This is a genomic window from Bradyrhizobium sp. NAS96.2, assembly GCF_001908235.1.
In the GTDB taxonomy this organism is placed as follows: domain Bacteria; phylum Pseudomonadota; class Alphaproteobacteria; order Rhizobiales; family Xanthobacteraceae; genus Bradyrhizobium.
On sequence record NZ_LGHK01000016.1, the window covers coordinates 75,084 to 94,997 of the forward strand.

General features: G+C 63.0%; 19 protein-coding genes. 9 read left to right on the top strand and 10 right to left on the bottom strand.

Annotated features, from left to right (window positions below; genetic code table 11):
- The first annotated feature begins 239 nt into the window (after nucleotides 1-239).
- The 7 genes from xoxF5 (at nucleotide 240) to AC628_RS03510 (ending at nucleotide 8,508) form a co-directional block, all read left to right on the top strand.
- On the top strand, nucleotides 240-2,045 hold the full coding sequence (gene xoxF5, locus AC628_RS03480) for a lanthanide-dependent methanol dehydrogenase XoxF5 (protein ID WP_074125355.1): 1,806 nt from the start codon (nucleotides 240-242) through the stop codon (nucleotides 2,043-2,045).
- Between the two features lie 124 nt (nucleotides 2,046-2,169).
- A complete protein-coding gene (locus AC628_RS03485; protein ID WP_050419327.1) occupies nucleotides 2,170-2,652 on the top strand; it encodes a c-type cytochrome, methanol metabolism-related in 483 nt (160 codons plus the stop codon).
- 50 nt (nucleotides 2,653-2,702) lie between these two features.
- Nucleotides 2,703-3,812 carry an S-(hydroxymethyl)glutathione dehydrogenase/class III alcohol dehydrogenase gene (locus AC628_RS03490; RefSeq protein ID WP_074125487.1) on the top strand — a complete coding sequence of 370 codons (1,110 nt, stop codon included), beginning with the start codon at nucleotides 2,703-2,705 and terminating at the stop codon, nucleotides 3,810-3,812.
- Between the two features lie 33 nt (nucleotides 3,813-3,845).
- Nucleotides 3,846-4,409 carry an S-(hydroxymethyl)glutathione synthase gene (gfa, locus tag AC628_RS03495; RefSeq protein ID WP_074125356.1) on the top strand — a complete coding sequence of 188 codons (564 nt, stop codon included), beginning with the start codon at nucleotides 3,846-3,848 and terminating at the stop codon, nucleotides 4,407-4,409.
- 151 nt (nucleotides 4,410-4,560) lie between these two features.
- Complete coding sequence (locus AC628_RS03500; protein ID WP_074125357.1) at nucleotides 4,561-5,391, top strand: hypothetical protein; 831 nt, start codon at nucleotides 4,561-4,563, stop codon at nucleotides 5,389-5,391.
- A 210-nt stretch (nucleotides 5,392-5,601) separates the two neighbouring features.
- Nucleotides 5,602-6,744, top strand: a complete 1,143-nt coding sequence (locus AC628_RS03505) for an epoxide hydrolase family protein (protein ID WP_074125358.1) — start codon at nucleotides 5,602-5,604, stop codon at nucleotides 6,742-6,744.
- Nucleotides 6,745-6,786: 42 nt separating this feature from the next.
- Nucleotides 6,787-8,508 (top strand): metallophosphoesterase family protein, encoded by a 1,722-nt coding sequence (locus AC628_RS03510; RefSeq protein ID WP_245321008.1) that lies wholly within the window; start codon nucleotides 6,787-6,789, stop codon nucleotides 8,506-8,508.
- Here AC628_RS03510 and AC628_RS03515 read toward each other — a convergent pair.
- The 7 genes from AC628_RS03515 to AC628_RS03545 all read right to left on the bottom strand — a co-directional run bounded on the left by AC628_RS03515 (nucleotide 8,505) and on the right by AC628_RS03545 (nucleotide 15,830).
- Nucleotides 8,505-9,542 carry an AI-2E family transporter gene (locus AC628_RS03515; RefSeq protein WP_074125360.1) on the bottom strand — a complete coding sequence of 346 codons (1,038 nt, stop codon included), beginning with the start codon at nucleotides 9,540-9,542 and terminating at the stop codon, nucleotides 8,505-8,507. The genes AC628_RS03510 and AC628_RS03515 overlap by 4 nt on opposite strands.
- Before the next feature lie 58 nt (nucleotides 9,543-9,600).
- Complete coding sequence (locus tag AC628_RS03520) at nucleotides 9,601-10,611, bottom strand: ABC transporter ATP-binding protein (RefSeq protein WP_074125488.1); 1,011 nt, start codon at nucleotides 10,609-10,611, stop codon at nucleotides 9,601-9,603.
- Nucleotides 10,604-11,584, bottom strand: a complete 981-nt coding sequence (locus AC628_RS03525) for an ABC transporter ATP-binding protein (RefSeq protein WP_074125361.1) — start codon at nucleotides 11,582-11,584, stop codon at nucleotides 10,604-10,606. The genes AC628_RS03520 and AC628_RS03525 overlap by 8 nt, the downstream gene beginning before the upstream one ends.
- Entirely contained in the window at nucleotides 11,581-12,402 is an 822-nt protein-coding gene (locus AC628_RS03530; protein ID WP_074125489.1) for an ABC transporter permease, read from the bottom strand. The genes AC628_RS03525 and AC628_RS03530 overlap by 4 nt, the downstream gene beginning before the upstream one ends.
- A 67-nt stretch (nucleotides 12,403-12,469) precedes the next feature.
- Nucleotides 12,470-13,405 carry an ABC transporter permease gene (locus tag AC628_RS03535; RefSeq protein WP_074125362.1) on the bottom strand — a complete coding sequence of 312 codons (936 nt, stop codon included), beginning with the start codon at nucleotides 13,403-13,405 and terminating at the stop codon, nucleotides 12,470-12,472.
- 60 nt (nucleotides 13,406-13,465) lie between these two features.
- A complete protein-coding gene (locus tag AC628_RS03540) occupies nucleotides 13,466-15,058 on the bottom strand; it encodes an ABC transporter substrate-binding protein (protein WP_074125363.1) in 1,593 nt (530 codons plus the stop codon).
- Nucleotides 15,059-15,365: 307 nt separating this feature from the next.
- A complete protein-coding gene (locus AC628_RS03545) occupies nucleotides 15,366-15,830 on the bottom strand; it encodes a GNAT family N-acetyltransferase (protein ID WP_074125364.1) in 465 nt (154 codons plus the stop codon).
- A 459-nt stretch (nucleotides 15,831-16,289) separates the two neighbouring features.
- Between AC628_RS03545 and AC628_RS03550 the strand changes: the two genes are divergently transcribed.
- Complete coding sequence (locus AC628_RS03550; protein ID WP_074125365.1) at nucleotides 16,290-16,799, top strand: invasion associated locus B family protein; 510 nt, start codon at nucleotides 16,290-16,292, stop codon at nucleotides 16,797-16,799.
- Between the two features lie 43 nt (nucleotides 16,800-16,842).
- On the opposite strand, the gene AC628_RS03555 is transcribed toward AC628_RS03550, so the two are convergent.
- Nucleotides 16,843-17,316: a hypothetical protein gene (locus AC628_RS03555; protein ID WP_074125366.1), complete on the bottom strand. Its 474-nt coding sequence runs from the start codon at nucleotides 17,314-17,316 to the stop codon at nucleotides 16,843-16,845.
- Between the two features lie 43 nt (nucleotides 17,317-17,359).
- Entirely contained in the window at nucleotides 17,360-17,686 is a 327-nt protein-coding gene (locus AC628_RS03560; protein ID WP_074125367.1) for a hypothetical protein, read from the bottom strand.
- 112 nt (nucleotides 17,687-17,798) lie between these two features.
- On the opposite strand from AC628_RS03560, the gene AC628_RS03565 reads away from it, so the two are divergent.
- On the top strand, nucleotides 17,799-18,731 hold the full coding sequence (locus AC628_RS03565) for a LysR family transcriptional regulator (RefSeq protein WP_074125368.1): 933 nt from the start codon (nucleotides 17,799-17,801) through the stop codon (nucleotides 18,729-18,731).
- Nucleotides 18,732-18,948: 217 nt separating this feature from the next.
- Here the strand turns inward: AC628_RS03565 and AC628_RS03570 are convergent, their stop codons facing one another.
- Nucleotides 18,949-19,743 (bottom strand): class II aldolase/adducin family protein, encoded by a 795-nt coding sequence (locus tag AC628_RS03570; RefSeq protein ID WP_074125490.1) that lies wholly within the window; start codon nucleotides 19,741-19,743, stop codon nucleotides 18,949-18,951.
- Nucleotides 19,744-19,914 lie beyond the last annotated feature (171 nt).

Here is a 19,914-nt window from a genome sequence, read left to right on the forward strand (position 1 = left end):
AATCTGGCGCTTCGAATGCGCCGGCCGCGATTGATGCCCTGCAACATGAAGCAACCTTTGCCACCCATTCGGGGGCGGCCTGCAAAAATCTGTCGCAGCTTCGCTTTTGAGCAAACGGCTCTTCTCTATTGGGCAAGTCAGCAGGGTTCGATCGGACTACGACTAGGAAACCAAAATGGAAGAAGTGGGGCCGTTTCGGCGGAAACCCTTGAGCTCTTGAACCTGGGAGGAAATCCACGATGCGCAAGATGCTTTACGCGACTGGCCTTGGGGCAATGGCGGTGTTTGCCGTCGGAGCTGCCAACGCCAATGACGAACTCCACAAGATGTCGCAGAACCCGAAAGACTGGGTGATGCCGACCGGCGACTACAACAATCAGCGTTACTCCAAGCTGAATCAGATCAACGCCCAGAACGTCGGAAAGTTGCAGGTCGCCTGGACGTTTTCGACCGGTGTGCTGCGCGGTCACGAAGGCGGACCGCTGATCATCGGCAACATGATGTACGTGCACACCCCGTTCCCGAACAAGGTCTACGCTATTGACCTTTCCAAGGACAATCAGATCGTCTGGAAATACGAGCCGAAGCAGGATCCGAACGTCATCCCGGTGATGTGCTGCGACACCGTTAATCGCGGCGTTGCCTATGGCGACGGCAAGATCTTCCTGCACCAGGCCGACACCACGCTGGTCGCGCTCGATGCCAAGACCGGCAAGGTGGAATGGAGCGTCAAGAACGGCGATCCGAGCAAAGGGTCGACCGGCACCTCCGCACCGATGGTGATCAAGGACAAGGTCTTCATCGGCATCTCCGGCGGCGAGTTCGGCGTTCAGGCGCACATGAGCGCCTACGACATCAAGACCGGCAAGCTGGTCTGGCGTGGCTTCTCGGAAGGTCCGGATGACCAGCTCCTGGTCGACGACAAGACCACCGAGCTTGGCAAGCCGATCGGCAAGGATTCGAGCCTCAAGACGTGGCAAGGCGATCAATGGAAGATCGGCGGCGGCGCGACCTGGGGCTGGATCTCCTACGATCCCGAACTGAACCTCGTGTACTACGGATCGGGCAACCCCTCGACCTGGAATCCGAAGCAGCGTCCCGGCGACAACAAGTGGTCGATGACGATCTGGGCGCGTAACCCGGACACCGGCGTCGCCAAGTGGGTCTATCAGATGACGCCCCATGACGAATGGGACTATGACGGCGTCAATGAGATGATCCTCTCGGACCAGAACATCGACGGCAAGCCGCGCAAGCTGCTGACGCACTTCGATCGTAACGGCCTCGGCTACACCCTCGATCGTGCCACCGGCGAACTCCTGGTCGCCGAGAAGTATGATCCGAAGGTGAACTGGACCTCCGGCGTCGACATGAAGAAGGACTCGCCGACCTATGGTCGTCCGAAGGTTCTTGATGCAGCGTCGACTGACAAGGCCGGCGAAGACCACAACGTCAAGGGCATCTGCCCGGCGGCGCTGGGTTCGAAGGACGAGCAGCCGGCAGCCTACTCGCCGGAGACGCAACTGTTCTACGTGCCGACCAACCACGTCTGCATGGACTACGAGCCGTTCAAGGTGAGCTACACCGCGGGTCAGCCCTATGTCGGCGCGACGCTGTCGATGTATCCGCCTCCCGGTGAGACCAACATGGGCAATTTCATTGCCTGGGACGGCAAGACCGGCAAGATCGTCTGGTCGAACAAGGAGCAGTTCTCGGTCTGGTCGGGTGCGCTCGCGACCGCCGGCGGCGTGGTGTTCTACGGCACGCTGGAAGGCTACCTGAAGGCTGTCGACGCCAAGACGGGCAAGGAGCTCTACAAGTTCAAGACCCCGTCCGGCATCATCGGCAACGTCACCACCTATGAAAATGGCGGCAAGCAGTACGTCGCAGTTCTGTCGGGTGTTGGTGGTTGGGCAGGCATCGGCCTCGCGGCCGGTCTGACCGATCCGACGGCCGGTCTTGGCGCAGTCGGCGGCTATGCGGCGCTGAGCAACTACACCGCGCTCGGTGGAACGCTCACCGTGTTCTCGCTGCCGCAGCAGTGAGCTGAGCAAGCCTCGTTCCGGCGCATGGGGCGATCTCCATGCGCCGGTCCGTCTTCAATCCGTACGCGAGGATATGCTTTTGCGTAAGATCTGGTTTGTGACTGCTGCGATCTTCGTCGTGGCAATGGGAGGAGTTGCCTCTGCCGAAGCTCCCGGCGACCCGACGGCGGTCAAATCCGAGGACGGCAAGTATCTCGATAAGGACGGTAACCCGACCTACAAGGTTGCGCCTGACGGGACCGTTGATTGGTACACGTACTCCGGATATCGCCGATACCATTCGGAATGCCACGTTTGTCACGGGCCCGATGGCATGGGTTCGACGTACGCGCCTGCGCTGAAGGACTCGCTGAAGAGCATGAACTATGCCGATTTTCTCGGCGTGGTCGCGAGCGGACGCAAGAACGTCTCGACGTCGCAGGAGAACGTCATGCCGGCGTTCGGCGACAATCCGAACGTTGCTTGCTACATGGACGACCTCTATGTGTACCTGCGCGCTCGTTCCAATGATGCGGTTGAGCGCGTACGGCCGGCCAAGCACGAAGACAAATCGGAAGCCTACGGCAAGGCGGAAGACGCCTGCATGGGTCACAACGACAAGAAGTGAGCGTGACCGGCGCGAATGACAAACCTGTTTGATGTTTTGTGGAGACCAAGATGAAGACCCGCGCCGCAGTCGCATTTGAAGCAAAGAAGCCGCTTGAGATCGTCGAGCTGGACCTGGAAGGCCCCAAGGCCGGCGAGGTCCTAGTCGAGATCAAGGCGACGGGCATCTGCCACACCGACGCCTACACGCTCGACGGCTTCGACAGCGAGGGCATCTTCCCCTCGATCCTCGGGCATGAAGGCGCGGGCATCGTCCGCGAGGTCGGCGCCGGCGTGACTTCGGTGAAGCCTGGCGATCACGTGATCCCGCTCTACACGCCCGAATGTCGGCAGTGCAAAAGCTGCCTGAGCCAGAAGACCAATCTCTGCACCGCGATCCGCGCGACGCAGGGCAAGGGCGTGATGCCGGACGGCACCTCGCGCTTCAGCTACAAGGGCAAGACGGTCTTCCACTACATGGGCTGCTCGACCTTCTCGAACTTCACCGTGCTGCCCGAGATCGCGGTCGCCAAGATCCGCGAGGACGCGCCGTTCGACAAGAGCTGCTACATCGGCTGCGGCGTTACCACCGGCGTCGGTGCGGTCGTCAACACCGCCAAGGTGACGCCGGGCGCCAACGTCGTCGTGTTCGGCCTCGGCGGCATCGGCCTCAACGTGATCCAGGGCGCCAAGATGGTCGGCGCCGACAAGATCATCGGTGTCGACATCAATGACTCCAAGGAAGCGTGGGGCAAACAGTTCGGCATGACGCATTTCGTCAACCCGACCAAGGTGAGCGGCGATATCGTCCAGCACCTGGTGGGCCTGACCGACGGCGGCGCCGACTACACCTTCGACTGCACCGGCAACACCAACGTGATGCGGCAGGCGCTGGAAGCCTGTCACCGTGGTTGGGGCGTCTCGGTCGTGATCGGCGTCGCGGAATCCGGCAAGGAGATCGCGACCCGGCCGTTCCAGCTCGTCACCGGGCGGGTCTGGAAGGGCACCGCATTCGGCGGCGCGCGCGGTCGCACCGACGTGCCGAAGATCGTCGACTGGTACATGAACGGAAAGATCCAGATCGATCCGATGATCACCCATGTGCTGAAGCTCGACGAGATCAACAAGGGCTTCGACCTGATGCACGAGGGCAAATCGATCCGTTCGGTCGTCGTATTCTGAAATCAAAACACCAAGCACTAGGAGGATAGACCAATGACTGTTCATATCCACCCGTCGGTCGACAATGGCGTCAAACAAGGTTCCGGCAGTTTTGCCGGCGGCACGCTCGTCTGCAAATGCGCGGACAAGAAGGTCAAGGTCGCGGTCAAGGGCGACGTCGCCCACAACCACGCCTGCGGCTGCACCAAGTGCTGGAAGCCTTCGGGCGCCACCTTCTCGGTGGTCGCGGTCGTCCCGCGCGAGAACGTCACCGTGCTGGAGAACGGCGACAAGCTGAAGATCGTAGATGCCGCCGCGGTGATCCAGCGTCATGCCTGCACCGGATGCGGCACCCACATGTATGGCCGGATCGAGAACAAGGGCCATCCGTTCTATGGCCTCGACTTCATCCATCCCGAGCTGTTCCAGGAGTCGGGCTCGGCGGCTCCGGGGTTTGCCGCCTTCGTGTCGTCGGTGATCGAATCCGGCGTCAAGCCGGCCGATATGGCCGGGATCAGGTCGCGGCTGAAGGAGCTTGGGCTCGAGCCCTATGACTGCTTGTCGCCGCCGCTGATGGACGCGATCGCCACCCACGTGGCGAAATCCAAGGCGGCCTGACAGGGCCCGGCTTGACCAAGGCAGCCGACAACGGCGGCCCGACCAGTCCGTCCTGACGAGATTCGTCGCCGGCAGAGGGCCTGTCGGCGACGGATATGCTGGTAGTACCCGTGACCTTGAACCTTGCATGCCCTGCGGGCGACCACAGGGCATGCATTTTATGTTCCGCCTTGCCCTCGTCCTGTCCCCGATCCTGATCTTCTCGCCGGCCCGCTCCGCGTCGCCAGAAGACCGCTACATCGCGACGCGTGACGCCGCGATCGCCAAATTCGCCAGGCTGTCGAACGACAACAAGATCAACGAGGCCGTCGACAAGGTCGAGGCAGCCGCGCGCGACGAGCTCAAGGGCCAGTTGGCCGCGATCCTGTCGCAGCCCGCCCGGCCGGGCTTTGCGCCCGCCCAGCTCAATCTCGACACTCTATATAAAGGCGACATGGGATATAGAGGCGACATGGGGTTCGGCATGCTCGACGGCCTGCGCTTCGATGCCGACACCGGCAGGGACGGCGGCAAGATCGGCGAGAAGCGCGCCGACGGCAGTTTCGTCGAGCCGAAAGCCCACATCATCGTCACATCCGAAGCCCTGTTCACCCGCTGGCTGCACGAGCATAAGGCCTGGTGGGACAAGGGCAGCAAGAACGTGCCGCAGCAGATCGAACCGGCGCTGAAGTTCGAGGGCCTCTACACCCAGGCGATCTCGACCGATGCGGCCGTGATCAACTTCAACGAGTTGCCGGTCGCCAAACCGGCGTCGGCCACGCTGACTTACGGTTTTCTGGCCGGCCGTACCCAGGATTCGTTCCCAGAGGCGGCCGACGAGGTGTTTGTCGCAGCGCTCGCCAACGGCAAGTTCTACATCGCCTATGGCGAGATCGCGCCCACCGTGCAGGTGCCGGCCTGCACCGCGATCCGCGCCGACTACAACAAGAAGGCCGACGCGGCCGCCGAGAAGCTCGAGCGCAAGCACCCGTGCGGCCTATGACAAGCTCGGCGACCTGCGCCAGCAGGGCGAGGACGGCTTCAAGCGCTGCTTCGTTCAGCACGCCCCGGAGCAGCCGGCATTCGCCGCAGCCACCAAGCAGGCCCAGGCGCTGCTGGAGACGGCGATCGGCAAATAGCCTCACGCGACGGTTTGATCGGCTGACGGTCCGCCCTATCTTCCCCGGAAAGCTCTGCATTCCGGGGAGACGCCATGAATACCGCCATCATCCCGTTTCGCATCGCCGTCAGCGACGAGGTCCTCGAGGATCTGCGTACCCGGCTGCGCCGGACCCGCTGGCCGGAAGCCGAACTGGTCGACGATTGGAGCCAGGGTGCGCCGTTGAAATGGATCAAGGACATCTGCCAGTATTGGGCCGAGACCTATGATTGGCGGCAGCGCGAGGCACGGCTCAACCGCTTCAGCCAGTTCACCACCGAGATCGACGGGCTCGACATCCACTTCATCCATGTCCGCTCGAAGCATCCGGAGGCGCGGCCATTGATCATCACCCATGGCTGGCCGGGATCGGTGGTCGAATTCCACAAGGTGATCGAACCGCTGACTGATCCGACCGCGCATGGCGGCAGCGCCGCCGATGCGTTCCATGTGGTGTGCCCGTCATTGCCCGGCTTCGGTTTCTCAGCCAAGCCGGCTGCGACGGGCTGGGGCGTCGACCGGATCGCGAAGGCCTGGGCAGTGCTGATGGACCGGCTCGGCTACACCAAATATTTCGCGCAAGGCGGCGACTGGGGCTCCGCGGTCACGACCGCGATCGGCGGGCAGGATCCGGCGCATTGCGCCGGCATCCACATCACGCTTGCGATGTCGACCCGGCCCAATGTCGAGGGGCAGCCGACGCCGGAGGAGACCCGCGCGCTCAACGGCATCAAATATTATGCCGATTGGGATTCCGGCTATTCCAAGCAGCAGTCGACCCGGCCGCAGACGCTCGGCTATGCCCTGACGGATTCACCGAGCGGGCAGGCGGCCTGGATCCTGGAAAAGTTCTGGGCCTGGACCGACTGCGACGGGCATCCGGAAAACATCCTCAACCGCGACGAACTGCTCGACAATGTCATGCTGTACTGGCTCACCGAGACGGCGACATCGTCGGCGCGGCTCTATTGGGAAAGCTTCGGGCCGGGCAAGCGAACCCCGCACAAGGTGAGTGTACCGACCGGCGTTGCCGTGTTTCCCAAGGAGATCGTCACGCCGGTCCGCAAATGGATGGAGACCAATTTCACCAACATCCAGCACTGGAGCGAGATGCCGAAGGGCGGGCACTTCTCCGCGTTCGAGCAGCCCGAGCTGTTCGTTGGCGAGGTTCGGGAGTTTTTCGGGAAGCTGCGCTAGCCGCGTTTGTGTCAATGCGCTGCGCAACGGAGGAACGTCGGCGTGCTGCTTGATCCCCGCGACGGCGACTTTGAGGACAATGCCGCCAGTCCCGAACAGCGTTCGTTGTTCGCGATCGTGGGCAGCCTTCTGGTTGAGATAAGCCCGGCGAAGCTGTTATTCGCCTGGACGGTTTCACTTCTGCTTCCGGGCCTGCTGCTCGGCCTTGCGCCGCTGGTCGCGTCCGCCTGGATCTCGAGCCTTTCGCAACAAGTTCTGGCGTTGTCCGAAGTGGGGGCCGTGCTGGCGTTGGTTGTGATCGTAGCGTTAGGGTGGCTCGGCGGGCGACCGCTGTTTCAAATCGCAGAAACAAACTTCTGGTCATTGAACGCGCTCGCGGTGCAACCGAGCTACGCCTTCACGCGTGAGGCGCTGGGCCATCTGGCGGAACTGCTCTGGCGAACCGGCGCAACTCCTGCTTCTCGCATAAGGCTGCGCCGCAATTGTTCGATCGGCGCCGGCATGCTGCTCTCTGCAGGTGCGGCATTGATCGCGGTCCTGTCCTGGCCTGCTTCGCAATGGACTGCGACCGTCAATGACCTTGTTCTGATCCATCGTCTTGTGGTGCCGACGTTCGCGAACGCCGTGGTGCTGGTGTCCAGCTATCTTGCGGTCGCATCACTGGCCTGGAGTGTGGCCGACGCCAGCATGGATCAACCGGCCGACCTTGCTGCCTTCGACGCGACGCCGCTCGGAGGCCGCTGTTGGCGCCTTGCGCATTTGTCGGATCTTCATGTGGTCGGTGAGCGATACGGCTTCCGCATCGAAAGCGGGACGGCCGGCCCGCGGGGAAACCAGCGCTTCCATCGCGTGCTGGCTCGCCTCGCCGAAATTCACGCCGTCGATCCACTCGACCATGTGCTGATCAGCGGCGATATGACGGATGCCGGCCGGCCCGGCGAATGGGCGGAATTTCTCGATGCATTGGCAGGTCATCCTGAGCTTGCAGCACGCATCATCATGCTTCCGGGCAATCATGACGTTAACGTCGTGGATCGCACCAATCCCGCGCGCCTCGACCTGCCGTTCAGCCCAGGCAAGCGGCTACGGCAGATGCGTACCCTGTCGGCGATTGCGGCCGTCCAGGGCGATCGCGTGCGTGTCATCGACGGTTCCGGCAAACCATCGGCTACGCTGAACCAGGCGCTGGCACCTTACCAAGACCGGATAGTGCAATTTGCGCAGCACGGGGGTGTGCGCCGTGCAGTGGCGATCCGCGGCTTGTTCGATGACCAGTTCCCGATGATCCTGCCGCCGGACCGGGATGGCGGCCTCGGGATCGCCATACTCAACTCCAACGCAGAAACCCACTTTTCCTTCACCAACGCGCTCGGTTTGGTTTCGGAAGCGCAAACGCGGCGATTGGAGGCTGCAATCCGTCATTTCCCGACGGTATGCTGGATCATCGCGCTGCATCATCACTTGATGGAGTATCCGATGCCGGTCAAGACGTTTGCCGAACGCATCGGGACGGCCCTGATCAACGGCAGTTGGTTTGTACGCAGGTTGCAAAAGTTTTCCGATCGCTCGGTCGTGATGCACGGTCACCGGCATATCGATTGGATCGGTACATGCGGTGCGTCGAAGATCGTCTCGGCCCCGTCGCCGGTGATGGGGGCGGCCGATGATGCGGTCACCTATTTCTATATCCACAGAATGGTGGTCGGGCCGGACCGGAAGCTCTGCCTCGCCGAGCCCGAGCGGGTGGAAATTGCCGGAAGCTAAGGCGTTTCCGGCCTTTCTTCGTGCGTTCCGCCGAACAAATCAGCGATCCATGCGGCCGACGGACTCTCGGCACAGAAGGTCAGAATAGCGAGCGTGATCGGCACGCCGATGAAAGTCCCGAACAGGCCCCAAAGCGAGCTCCAGAAGAAGATCGCAAACAGCACCAGGAACGGCGAGATCGACAACGTCGAGCCAGCCACCCGCGGTTCGATATAGCTGCCGACCACGAACTGGATGACGTTGAGACAGGCGAACACACCAAACACCGCGGGCCAACTCTCGAACTGCGTCATGGCCAGCAGCGTCGGGAACAATGTCGCGATGAAGGGCCCGATGAAAGGAATGTAGTTGAGGACAAAGGCGATAACGCCCCATTCGAACGCGAATGGCAGTCCGGTCACGGCGGCGAACAGGCCGACCAGGAGACCCGTGACCGCGCTCATCTGCGTCCGCACCAGCATATATTTGCGAAACTTGGCGGCCGTGGCCTTGCTGCCCTTGAGCAAGACGCGCGCGGCTGTGCGATTCTCCAGTCGCTGGATTCGTCGACCAGCGTCTTCGACCTCGAGAAGTCCCAGCACGACATAGACCAGCACGATGAGCCAGAAACTCAACGTGGTGTTGACGCGGCCAGTGACGTATTGCGTGACGCGCAGCAGCCAGCCGACATTGAAATGCTCCGCCCAAAGGCCTGCAAACGAGATGCCGTGGCCGTCCAGCCATATCACCGCGGCGTCGTAGAAGGTTTGATATCGCACCGCATCCGCAAGCAAGGAGCGCCCGACACGACCGAATCCCCACGCCGCGAGCGAGGCAAATGCGATGCAGGCGGTGGTCGTAACGATGACGGTGATGGCGAGCGCGAGGAGTTTCGGCAGCCACGACTGCAGCGTTTCCTGAACGGGCCAGACGATCGCAATGATGAACAGCGCGGCCGCAAGCGGGGCCAGCACGCTGCGCGCCTGAGCCACCGCCGCAGTGACCAGTACCGCGGCAATGATGCCGGTCGTGATCTTCAACCCGCCTATCACCATCCGGCGACCTTAGTAGAAAACGCGCCCCGCAGGCAAATGCGGCGCTCGAGCGCACCATTCAGCTTGGAAGCTGACCGGCAATCTCGTCGGCTCGCCAGCACCGCACTGAGTGTCCGTCCGGACGCGTTTCAAGCGAAGGCGCGGGTGCGCGACGACACACCGCTTCGGCGTAACGACAGCGCGGACTGAATGCGCATCCGTCCGGCGGATCGAGTGGCTTGGGAAGCTCGCCCCTTGCCGTCGCCAGCGGCGCGCGGCGTAGCGGATCGGGAATCGCGGCGATCAGGGTTTGCGTGTAGGGGTGCGCCGGCCGTTCGAAGATGTCGCGCCAGCCGCCCGTCTCCACGATGCGGCCGAGATACATCACCGCGACCCTGTCGCTCATGTGCTCGACCACACCGAGGTCGTGGCTGATCATGATGTAGGAGAGGCCGAGGCTCTCCTTCAATTCCAGCAACAGGTTGATGATCTGAGCGCGGATCGAGACATCGAGCGCCGATACCGGTTCGTCGCAGATGACGATCTTCGGATTGAGGATCAGCGCGCGGGCGATGCCGATACGCTGGCGCTGGCCGCCCGAGAATTCATGCGGGTAGCGGCCGGCCTGTTCGGGCCGCAGGCCGACATGCCTGAGCATCTCGGCAACGCGTCCGTCGATCTCGCTTTGGGTCGTCACGCCATGCAGGCGGAGCGGGTCTTCAAGCGTGCGGCGAACGGTCTGGCGTGGATTGAGCGAGGCGTAAGGATCCTGAAATACCATCTGGGCGATACGGGCCAATCGCTTTCGATCGACCGACCGCCGCTCCGTCACGACGTGCCCGTCCAGCACGATCCTGCCCCGCGTCGGCGTCAGCAGCCCAAGTAGCGAAAGGGCGACGGTCGACTTGCCGCAACCGGATTCGCCGACGAGACCGAGGCACTCGCCGCGCTTGAGCTCGAGATCGATGCCGTCGACCGCGCGCAGCAGCCGATGGCCGCCGAGCAGGCCGCCGCCAAGCGGAAAATGCACCGCGAGATCCTCCACGTTGAGGATGACGTCGTCGCCGGGCCTCACCGCGGGGTCAAGCATGATGGTGGCACCTGACGAGGCCGCCTGCACCGAGCCATGTCGTCTCCGGCACGGTGGTCCGGCAGATCTCGGTCGCCCGCGCGCAACGCGGATTGAATCGGCAGCCGCTTGGGAAATCCGCGATCGCGGGTACGACGCCGGCGATCTCCCTGAGCCGCGACCGGCCAAGCGCTGCGCGGCTCCCCAGCCGTGGCAGCGAGTCGACCAGGCCTTGCGTGTAGGGATGCGCGCCGGCGCGGAAGATGTCGTCCGAGCCGCGTTCCTCGACGATGCGGCCGGCATACATCACGCCGACGCGGCGGCAGACGTTGGCGACCAGGCCCAGATCGTGGCTGATCATCAGAATTGCGGTGCCGCGCTCGGCGCACAAATTGCGCAGCAGCTCGATGATCTCCGCCTGCACCGTCACGTCGAGCGCAGTGGTCGGCTCGTCGGCGATCAGAAGATCCGGATCGCACGCCAGCGCGATGGCGATCATCACGCGCTGGCGCATGCCGCCGGAAAGCTGGTGTGGGTAATCCTTCACCCGCCGCTCCGGCGCGGGGACGCGGACATTCGCCAGCGCCTCGACGGCCAGCTGGTTTGCTTCTCGCCAGCTCTTGCCCTTGTGCAGCACGAACATTTCCGCGATCTGCCGGCCAACCGGCGAGACCGGATTGAGCGCCGTCATCGGCTCCTGGAAGATCATGGCGATCCGGTTGCCGCGCAGCGCGCGTTGCTCGGCCGCGGAAAGCCCCTGGATCTCGCGGCCTTCGAAGCGGATGGCGCCGGCGGCGATCGAGAGCGGCCGGCGCAGCAGGCCGATCAGGGCAAGGGCAGTAATGCTCTTGCCGCAGCCGGACTCGCCGACAAGGCCGAATGTCTCGCCGCGATCGATGCGGAATGAAACGCCTTCGACCGCTGCAACATGCCTGGCACCGTCGTCGAGATCGATGCGTAAGTCCTCGACTTCGATGAGCGAAGCGGCCGTCATGTGCGCCGGCTCCTTGACTGAGGATCGAGCACGTCGCGCAAGCCGTCGCCAAGCAGGTTGAGGCCGAGCACCGTCAGGAATATCGCAAGGCCCGGAAACACCGACAGCCATGGAGCCGTGGTGATCTGGTCGCGCGCCTCCGACAGCATGCTGCCCCAGCTGGGATAGGGCGGACGGATGCCGAGGCCGAGGAACGACAGCGAGGCTTCGGCCAGCACCGCGCCTCCCATGCCGAGCGTGCCGATGACGATGATTGGACCGATCATGTTCGGCAGCAATTGCGTGATCATGATGCGCAGATCTCCATAGCCGAGCACGCGGGCAGCCTGTACGTAGCCCTGGCTCTTGAGCGACAGCGTCGAGGCCCGTGCGATTCGGCAGGTGAACGACCAGTTGGTCAGTCCCAGCGCGATCAGCAGGCTCGTCAGGCCGGGTCCAAGCACCGCCATGATGGCGAGTGCGAAGATCAGCGAGGGGATCGCCAGCATGAGATTGGTCAGCCCGTTGACGAAATCGTCCCACCAGCCGCCCCAATAGGCCGCGGTCAAGCCCAGCGTCACGCCGATGACACTGTTGACGAGCTGCGAGACGATGCCGACGGTCAGCGAGATGCGCGCGCCGTGCACGACGCGGGAATAGATATCGCGGCCCTGCGCATCGGTGCCGAACCACCAGATCCAGCTCGGCGGTTCTTCTGCATTCATGAGGTTGGCGCCCATGACAGGATCGGTATGTGCCAGCCAGGGCGCAAACAGGCCGACGAAGATCGCAAGCGCGAACAGCATCCCGCCGATGATCGCGCTGGTGCCAAGCTTCATCGCGGCCGCTCCGCCGTGACGGGCTGCACGGTCCATCGTGCAAAGGTGTGATGAAACCGACGGCCGCTCATGCGTATCTGATCCTGGGATCGATCACGCCGTAGAGCAGGTCGACCAGTGTGTTGACGGCGAGAAAGAACAGCACCACCACCAGAATGGTGCCCTGCACGGCAGGAATGTCGCGCTGCAGGACGCTATCGACCAGCAGCGAGCCGATGCCGGGCCAGGAGAATAGTTTCTCGACGACCACCGCTTGGCCCATCACGACGCCGAATTGCAGGCCGATCGCGGTGAGAATGATGACGAGGGCATTGCGCATCACGTGCCAGGTCACGACCCGGGTCTCGCTCATGCCCTTCGAGCGCGCGGTGCGGACAAAATCCGCGGTCATGATCTCGAGCACCGCCGCACGCGTCGTCCGCGCCAGCAGCGCCATCGGCGAGACGCCGAGCGTCACGGCGGGCAGCAGCAGGTATTTGAGCCCGCCATCGCCATAGCCGAAACTCGGCAGCCAGCCGAGCTTCAATGCGAACAGATACATCAGCAGCAACCCGAGCCAGAACTTGGCCATCGAGAGGCCGGATACCGCCAGCACCATCGAGATCGTGTCGACGAAGCTGCCGGGCCTCAGCGCGGCGATGAAGCCGAGCGGTACGCCGACCGCAACCGCGAATGCCAAGGCTGCGAATATCAATTGCAGCGTCGGCCACATCCGTTTGGCAATCATGGTCGTGACCGGCTCGCGGGTCCGGAACGAGGTGCCGAAATCACCGGTCGCGAGCTTGGCGATATAGGAGCCGAAGCGCACGTAGACCGGATCGTCGAGCCCGAGCTGCTTCTTCATGCGTTCCACGACCTGCGGGTCTGTCGGGCCGCGGCCGTCGTCGCCCATGCTCGACACGATGCTGCCCGGGACGACGCTGAACAGCACAAAGATCAGCAGCACGACGGCCAGCACGGTCGGGATGGTTTGCAGGATTCGACGGATCGCGAAGGAGAGCATTGGACGTTTTCCTCACTCCCTCCATCATGTCTCGTGATGGAGGGAGGACGATGGCACCTGTCACTTCGCGGGCGAGGTCTCGTCGACCCAGAGGTCCTCGACATTCTGATGGGTCAGTTCGGTTGCGTCCAGCTGGATTCCCTTGAGCCAGGGCTGCACCGCCATGACCGCCTTGTTGTAGTTGAAGAACCAGACCGGCGCTTCTTCACGGAGCAGCCCATTGCCTTTTTGCAGCAGCTGCACGCGCTTGGCGGCGTCGTCGGTCTGCCCGGCTTCATCGATCACCTTGTCGAACTCCGCGTTCTTGAAGTTGGTGTAGTTGCAGGCCGATTGCGGCGTCGCCGAGTGGAAGCATTTGAGCGCGGCCTGTGGATCCGGGCCGGTCGCCTGGGAATAGATGAAGGCCTGGAAGTCGCCCTTGCGAATGACCTCCGCCAGCACCGCGGTCTCGACCTGCTTGACCTTCACCTTGATGCCGACCTTGTCCAGCATCGGGATCGCGGCCTCGACGATCGGCAGGCCCCAGCTTTCATTCTGACTGGTGGTCCATTCGAATTCGAAGCCCGAGGGATAACCCGCGTCCGCGAGCAATTGCTTCGCCTTCGCGGGATCATACGGGTAGGGCTTCATGGCCTTGTCGTATGCGGGCGACGTCAAGGGCAGCCAGCTCGTGGCGCGATAGGCCTTGCCCTTGACCAGCTTGTTGATGATCAGGTCGGCATCGATCGCGTAGTTGATGGCCTGGCGAACCCGCTTGTCGGAGAACGGCTTGAAGGCGGGATTCATCCCCATATAGCGTGTGAAGACCTCGGCGACCTCGACGATGGTGCCCTTGAGGTCGGGGTCGGCCTGATAGGCGACATACTGTGCCGGCCCCAGCACCGAGGTGTCGATCTCCTTGTTGCGGAAGGCGACGTCGCGCGCCGCGGCTTCGCCCATCAGCGAGACGACGAGCTTGTCGGCGTATGGCTTGCCGGGCTTGTAGAACCGGTCCCAGCGTTCCAGCACGATACGCGAGCCCGGCACGTGCTCGACGAACTTGAACGGACCAAGACCGATCGGCTTCTGGATGAAGCTCTCCTTCGCGCCCTCGTCGGCGGGATAGATCGAGGTCAGCGCGGTGAAGAAATAGAAAGCGGGATCGACTTTTTCGGTCAGCTTCATTTCGAGGGTGAAGTCGTCGATCTTCTTCAGCCCGGAGATCTCCTTGGCCTGGCCCTTCTCGACCTCGGCCGCGCCCTCGATGATGCGGACGAAGCGTGCGCCGGGATAGGCCTTGGTGCCGTCCATGATGCGATTGTAGGACCAGATGATGTCGTCCGCCGTCATCTTGCGGCCGTTGTGGAAATAGGCGTCGTCGCGCAGCTTGAAGGTATGAACGAGACCTCCGCCCGAGACGACGACCTCCTTGGCAAGTTCCAGAACCGGCTTGCCCTCGGTGGAGTCCCAGATATAGAGCGAGCGGTGCAGGGCCTTGGCGTAAATCTCGTCCTGGGCGCGCGGCGTCGTGTGAATGTCCATGCTGGTGAAGCTGGAGCCGTAGGGCGCCGTCATGCGAATGGTCCCGCCCTTGCGCGGTGTCTGGGCCGCCGCCGCCGTGGCGGCGAGTGCGAGCCCCAGGCCGGCCGCGATCGCAATCAACTTAAACTTCATGTTTCCCCCAACGATGCAGGAACATTCCGATCAGCGAGTTGACCATCGGCGGCATGTCAAGCGCAAGGTCCTCATGTCGTGTCGATGGCGACCGGCACCAAATATTTGTGCCGCCTCGATGCGAGGAGCGGGATCACGGAAGCGCAACGCATGGCGTGCATCTGCGATGCGGTGGCGCCGACTGCAGTGCAACTCTTGCTTGTATGTAAGCGATCGCGATTGAACGGATTTCGGGTTCCGTCCTGAATCCGCCAAGGCAGGATTCGAACGCAGGCTGCTATCGGTCGAGCGAAGCGCAACCCGCCATCTACAGCAGCCCCCGATAAATTCCCGGCGCGGAGCCTTCGATGGCCACGGCGCCGACGGCCTTCGTATAGAAGTCTGCTGGCCCGACGCCACCGATGATGGCGTAGCCGAAGCCCTGGTGCTTCATGTCCTCGAGACAGGCGAACAGCAGCGCCTTGCCGATTCCGCCCTGCTGGGCCTTCGGCGCGACACCGGTCGGACCGAAGAAGTTGCGACAGGCCGCGTCGTGGCAGGCGAATCCCAGAATCTTCTTTTGCTGGATCGCGATGAAGCAGGAGATCGGTTCGCGGCTGAACGCGACCTCGGTTTCGCTGGCCCATGCCTCGCTGAAGGTCTCCCTTACCCAGGCTGTGACCTTGTGCTTTTCGGGGGCGAGCGCGCGGCGCATCACAATTCCGGCCTGCTGCAATCGATCGTAGGCGGGCCGGGAATCGGGCAGGGCATAGAGCTTGACGAGCATGTCCATCCGGCGACCTTAAGGCATGATCCGGAAAAGTGCGAAGCGGTTTTCCGAGAAGATCATGCCTGAACGAGGAACTAAAGCGCGATGACGGTTCAAGCTGATCGCATCGCGCCTTTGTAAGAGACACGCCGCGGGCAAATCGCTCTGGATGGGCATCAGTGCGCTCCACCCATCCTGCGTCATTTTCGACGTTGCCTGCTCGAGGCCCTGACTTCACGCGCGATGGCCCAAAAATACCCGCCGCAGAATGCAACGATCGCAACAATCACGCTGGCGGCGATAATCTCTTGCATATCCGAGGCTCTCCAAGTAGATGTGTCTCGTTTGCGTGGGAAGTTTGCCCACGCAAAGCAAAATCGGCTTCGCGGCGTGATGAGACGGGGTGAATGCATGGAGAGGGTCAGTGCAGTGAGGGTCAGTGCAGCAGACGGACGTCTTCGGGCAATCGTCGCTCTCGCCATCATGGCCGGCATCGGCTCGGCGCAGGCCACTCGAACGCCCGATATGTCGGACGCCAGCGGAGGGACCGTCTCTGTTCCGATCGACACGCGGAGCCAGACATCCGCGATGGATAGCGCGGTCCACCCCGTGCAGCTTCCCAAGGGCGCGTCCGCGATCAGTGAGACCCACGGAGACTGGATCGTCAAATGTCAGCTCGACGGCGGCGCAAGGCTCTGCACTCTCAGTCAGACACAGACCTCCAAGGAGACCAATCAGCAAGTCTTCGCCATCGAACTGCTGCCACGGAACGGAAAGGCCGAAGGCCTGGAGCAGACGCGCTTCTCCACCTGCACCGCGCAAGGCTGTCTGCTTCCGGTGTCCTTTCCCACTGTTGTCACCGACACCATGAGCAAGGCCAAGACGCTCACTGTCGCCGCGCAGAACATCAACACCGGGCAGGCGGTCGTCTTCAATGTCCCGCTCAGCGGCTTCGCCGCGGCGTTGGAGCGCACCATTCAACTTGGCAGCTGACCGGCACGTTGCGAGCACGGCCTGCGCGAGGCCGCAAGGCTATTCACGCGGCGAACCGATCGCCATTATTCGCGGCAGCATTGCGGGCCTCCATCGCCGTGACGGAATTTTCGAACGCCTTCACCAGCACGCCTCGGCCGACGGTGCGGAGCACAAGGCCGAGGATCCATCCCCTGAGGCTCTTGCCATCGCGCACCACGATCACGTCGATGTCGGTGGTGCCATCGGGCCGGCGCGTGAAGTTGTAGGTGTGGCCCGACGCGCCGCCCCACACATTGGAGTCGATCGTCGTCAGGACGACGTGATCGGGGTCGGACCAATCGTAGTACAAGCGCTCCCAGATGCCGCCCGAGCCTTCCGTCACGTCGGCGTCCGAGCGGCCGCGATCATGCACCTTGAGATAGGCATCGGCACTGTTGCCAAAGAGTTTGGAGCGGCCCGGGCCGAAGTCAGTGAGGCCGGCTACGTACTGCTCGGGCGTCAGGCTCGTCGTTCGATGAAGGCGGATGGTGGACATCTGGGGTTCCTGCACAAGTGACGGAAAGACGGCGGTGTCGGAACTAATTGGAGACTGGGCCCGACGTGCGGACGGTCAGGCCGTCGCCGCTTCGGCTGATCTCCAGTGCGCCTGCCTGGTTCGGCGTCGAGAGCAGGGCGCGCTGACCGGGTGCCAGCACCGATACGAAGCGGATCGGCGTCCCGGCCGCGCCCTCTGCCAGCGTGGTCACGACGCGATATCCGTCGCGCTCGACGGTGTAGTAGACGATGCCGGCGAGGTCGCCGAGACGAACGCTTTGACCTTCGATCGGCCTGAGCGTGCTTGCGTGCGCGGCTCCCAGCGAGGCCAGGCTTAGGGCGGCGGCTAGAATTGTGCTGCGGATCGACATGGGATCCTCCGTTGGCTTGGGGTGGACTTGGGCGGCGGGCGGTGGCCCGTCTGCTCCCTTGCCGGAGGAGATGGTCAGGCTATGATCATCGATCAAACAGATGAGATCGATAATGGCCATCGATATCGCTAATTTAGGTCGTATCGACTTGAATCTGCTGGTTCATCTCGATGCGCTGCTGACCGAACGGAGCGTGACCAAGGCGGCGGCTTGCGTCGGGATTGGCCAATCCGCGATGAGCCACAACCTTGCCCGCTTGCGTGAGCTGTTCGGTGATGAGCTTCTGACCCGTGGGGCCGACGGCATGCGCCTCACTCCGCGTGCGGCAACCCTGCGCGAGCCGGTGCGGGGCGCGCTTGCGCAGGTCGAGGCGGTGGTGCTGCGCGATCAGGCCTTCGATCCGGCCACGGCGGTGCGGACGTTCAGACTCGGACTATCCGACAGCATGGAGATCCTGATCATGCCCGCTCTGCTGGCGCGCATGCGCGAGATCGCACCTGGCGTTCACTTCCGGCTCTACAATGTTGATTCGTCCCGGCTGCTCGATGACCTCGACGCCGATGAGCTGGATCTTGCAGTCGCCCATGGGCCGCTCCCGCAGGGACAATTGCATCACAAGCGGCGCACGCTGTTGACCGAGCGCTTCGTGTGCATGTTCAATGCCGAGAAGACCGGGATCACGCCTCCGATCTCGCTCGAGGATTACGTCCGGCTTCCGCATGTGCTGACCAGCCTGCGGCCTGCCCGCAACGTGCGCGGCATCGTTGACGAAGCGCTCGACAAGCTCGGCCTGCAGCGCACGGTTGCGCTGACCACGCCGCGTTTCCTCACCGTCCCGCATCTGGTGGCGCAGGCGCCTGTCATCGTCACCATGGGTTCACGGTTGGCCACGCGCTTCTCCGCCGAACTCGGGCTCAGCCTCAGCCCGCCGCCGGTGGAGCTAAACGAGATGCCGGCGACGTTGTTGTGGCACGCCTCCTACGATCACGATCCGGCCCATGCCTGGTTGCGAAACCAGGTGGTCCAGCTGGCAGCCGAACTGTGAGCCGGCGCGGCGATGTCGCGAGAGGGCGGGCGTATGAGTCTCAAGCTGCGCCACACACTGTCGTCCCTGCGAAAGCAGGGACCCATAACCACCAATGGTTATTGTTGAGCGATGTCGGAACGACGAGTCCCGTTCACGACGCTCGCCGCGGAGTATGGGTCCCTGCTTTCGCAGGGACGACACCGTTGCTGGGGGCAGCCCTTCGCGATCGAGCGCCTCAATTCCGATACGACGGATCCGCCCGGTCGAGTTTGCGCAGCAGCGCAGGCCAGGCGAGCTCGCCGTTGCGTGCGGCGCGGCCGGGCTTGGGCAGCATCCGCTCATAGGTGTCTTCGAGGATGTTCTGCGGCGGATAGATCAGCTTGGTGTTGCAGGACAGCGCCATCACCTGGGTTTGGCAGGCGCGCTCGAGGCGGAACAGCACGTTGAAGGCGGCGGGCACGGTGCGGCCGACCACCAGCAGGCCATGGTTGCGCAGGATCATCGCTTCGTTGTCGCCGAGGTCGCGGACCAGCCGCTCGCGTTCGTCGACATTGTCGGCAATGCCTTCGAAGTCGTGATAGGCGATGTGCAGGAAGCGCATCGAGGTCTGCGCCAGCGGCAGAAGGCCGCATTCCATCGCCGAGACCGCCATGCCCGCCGGTGTATGGGTGTGCGCGACGCAGTCCATGTCGTGCTTGGCCATGTGGATGGCGCTGTGGATGACGAAGCCGGCGACGTTGACGTCGTAGTCGGTTGCGTTGAGCAGCGTGTTGCCCTCGACGTCGACCTTGATCAGGCTGGAGGCGTCGATCTCCTCATACAGCATGCCGTAGGCGTTGATCAGGAACTGGTCGGTGGTGCCGGGCACGCGGCAGGAGATGTGGTTCGCGATCATCTCGGTCATGCCGTACATCGCGGTGAGACGATAGCAGGCGGCCAGATCGACGCGGGCCTGCCACTCCTCGGCGCTCACCTGCTCGCGAACGGATTTGACGACCTTGATCGCCGGCGAGCTGACGGGGGGATTCATGGCGTTCTCTCCTTGAGATTTCTGCGAGGCCGCGGCCCGATTGTTGGCTTGAAACATAGCAGAATCCGCGCGGCGGCAAGCCGTGACGCGTCTGCTTATTTGCAGGTCTGGCGGGCAAAAACCGAATGCGGATTGGCGCGCGGCGCCTTCGATGCCACTATGCGGAAAACA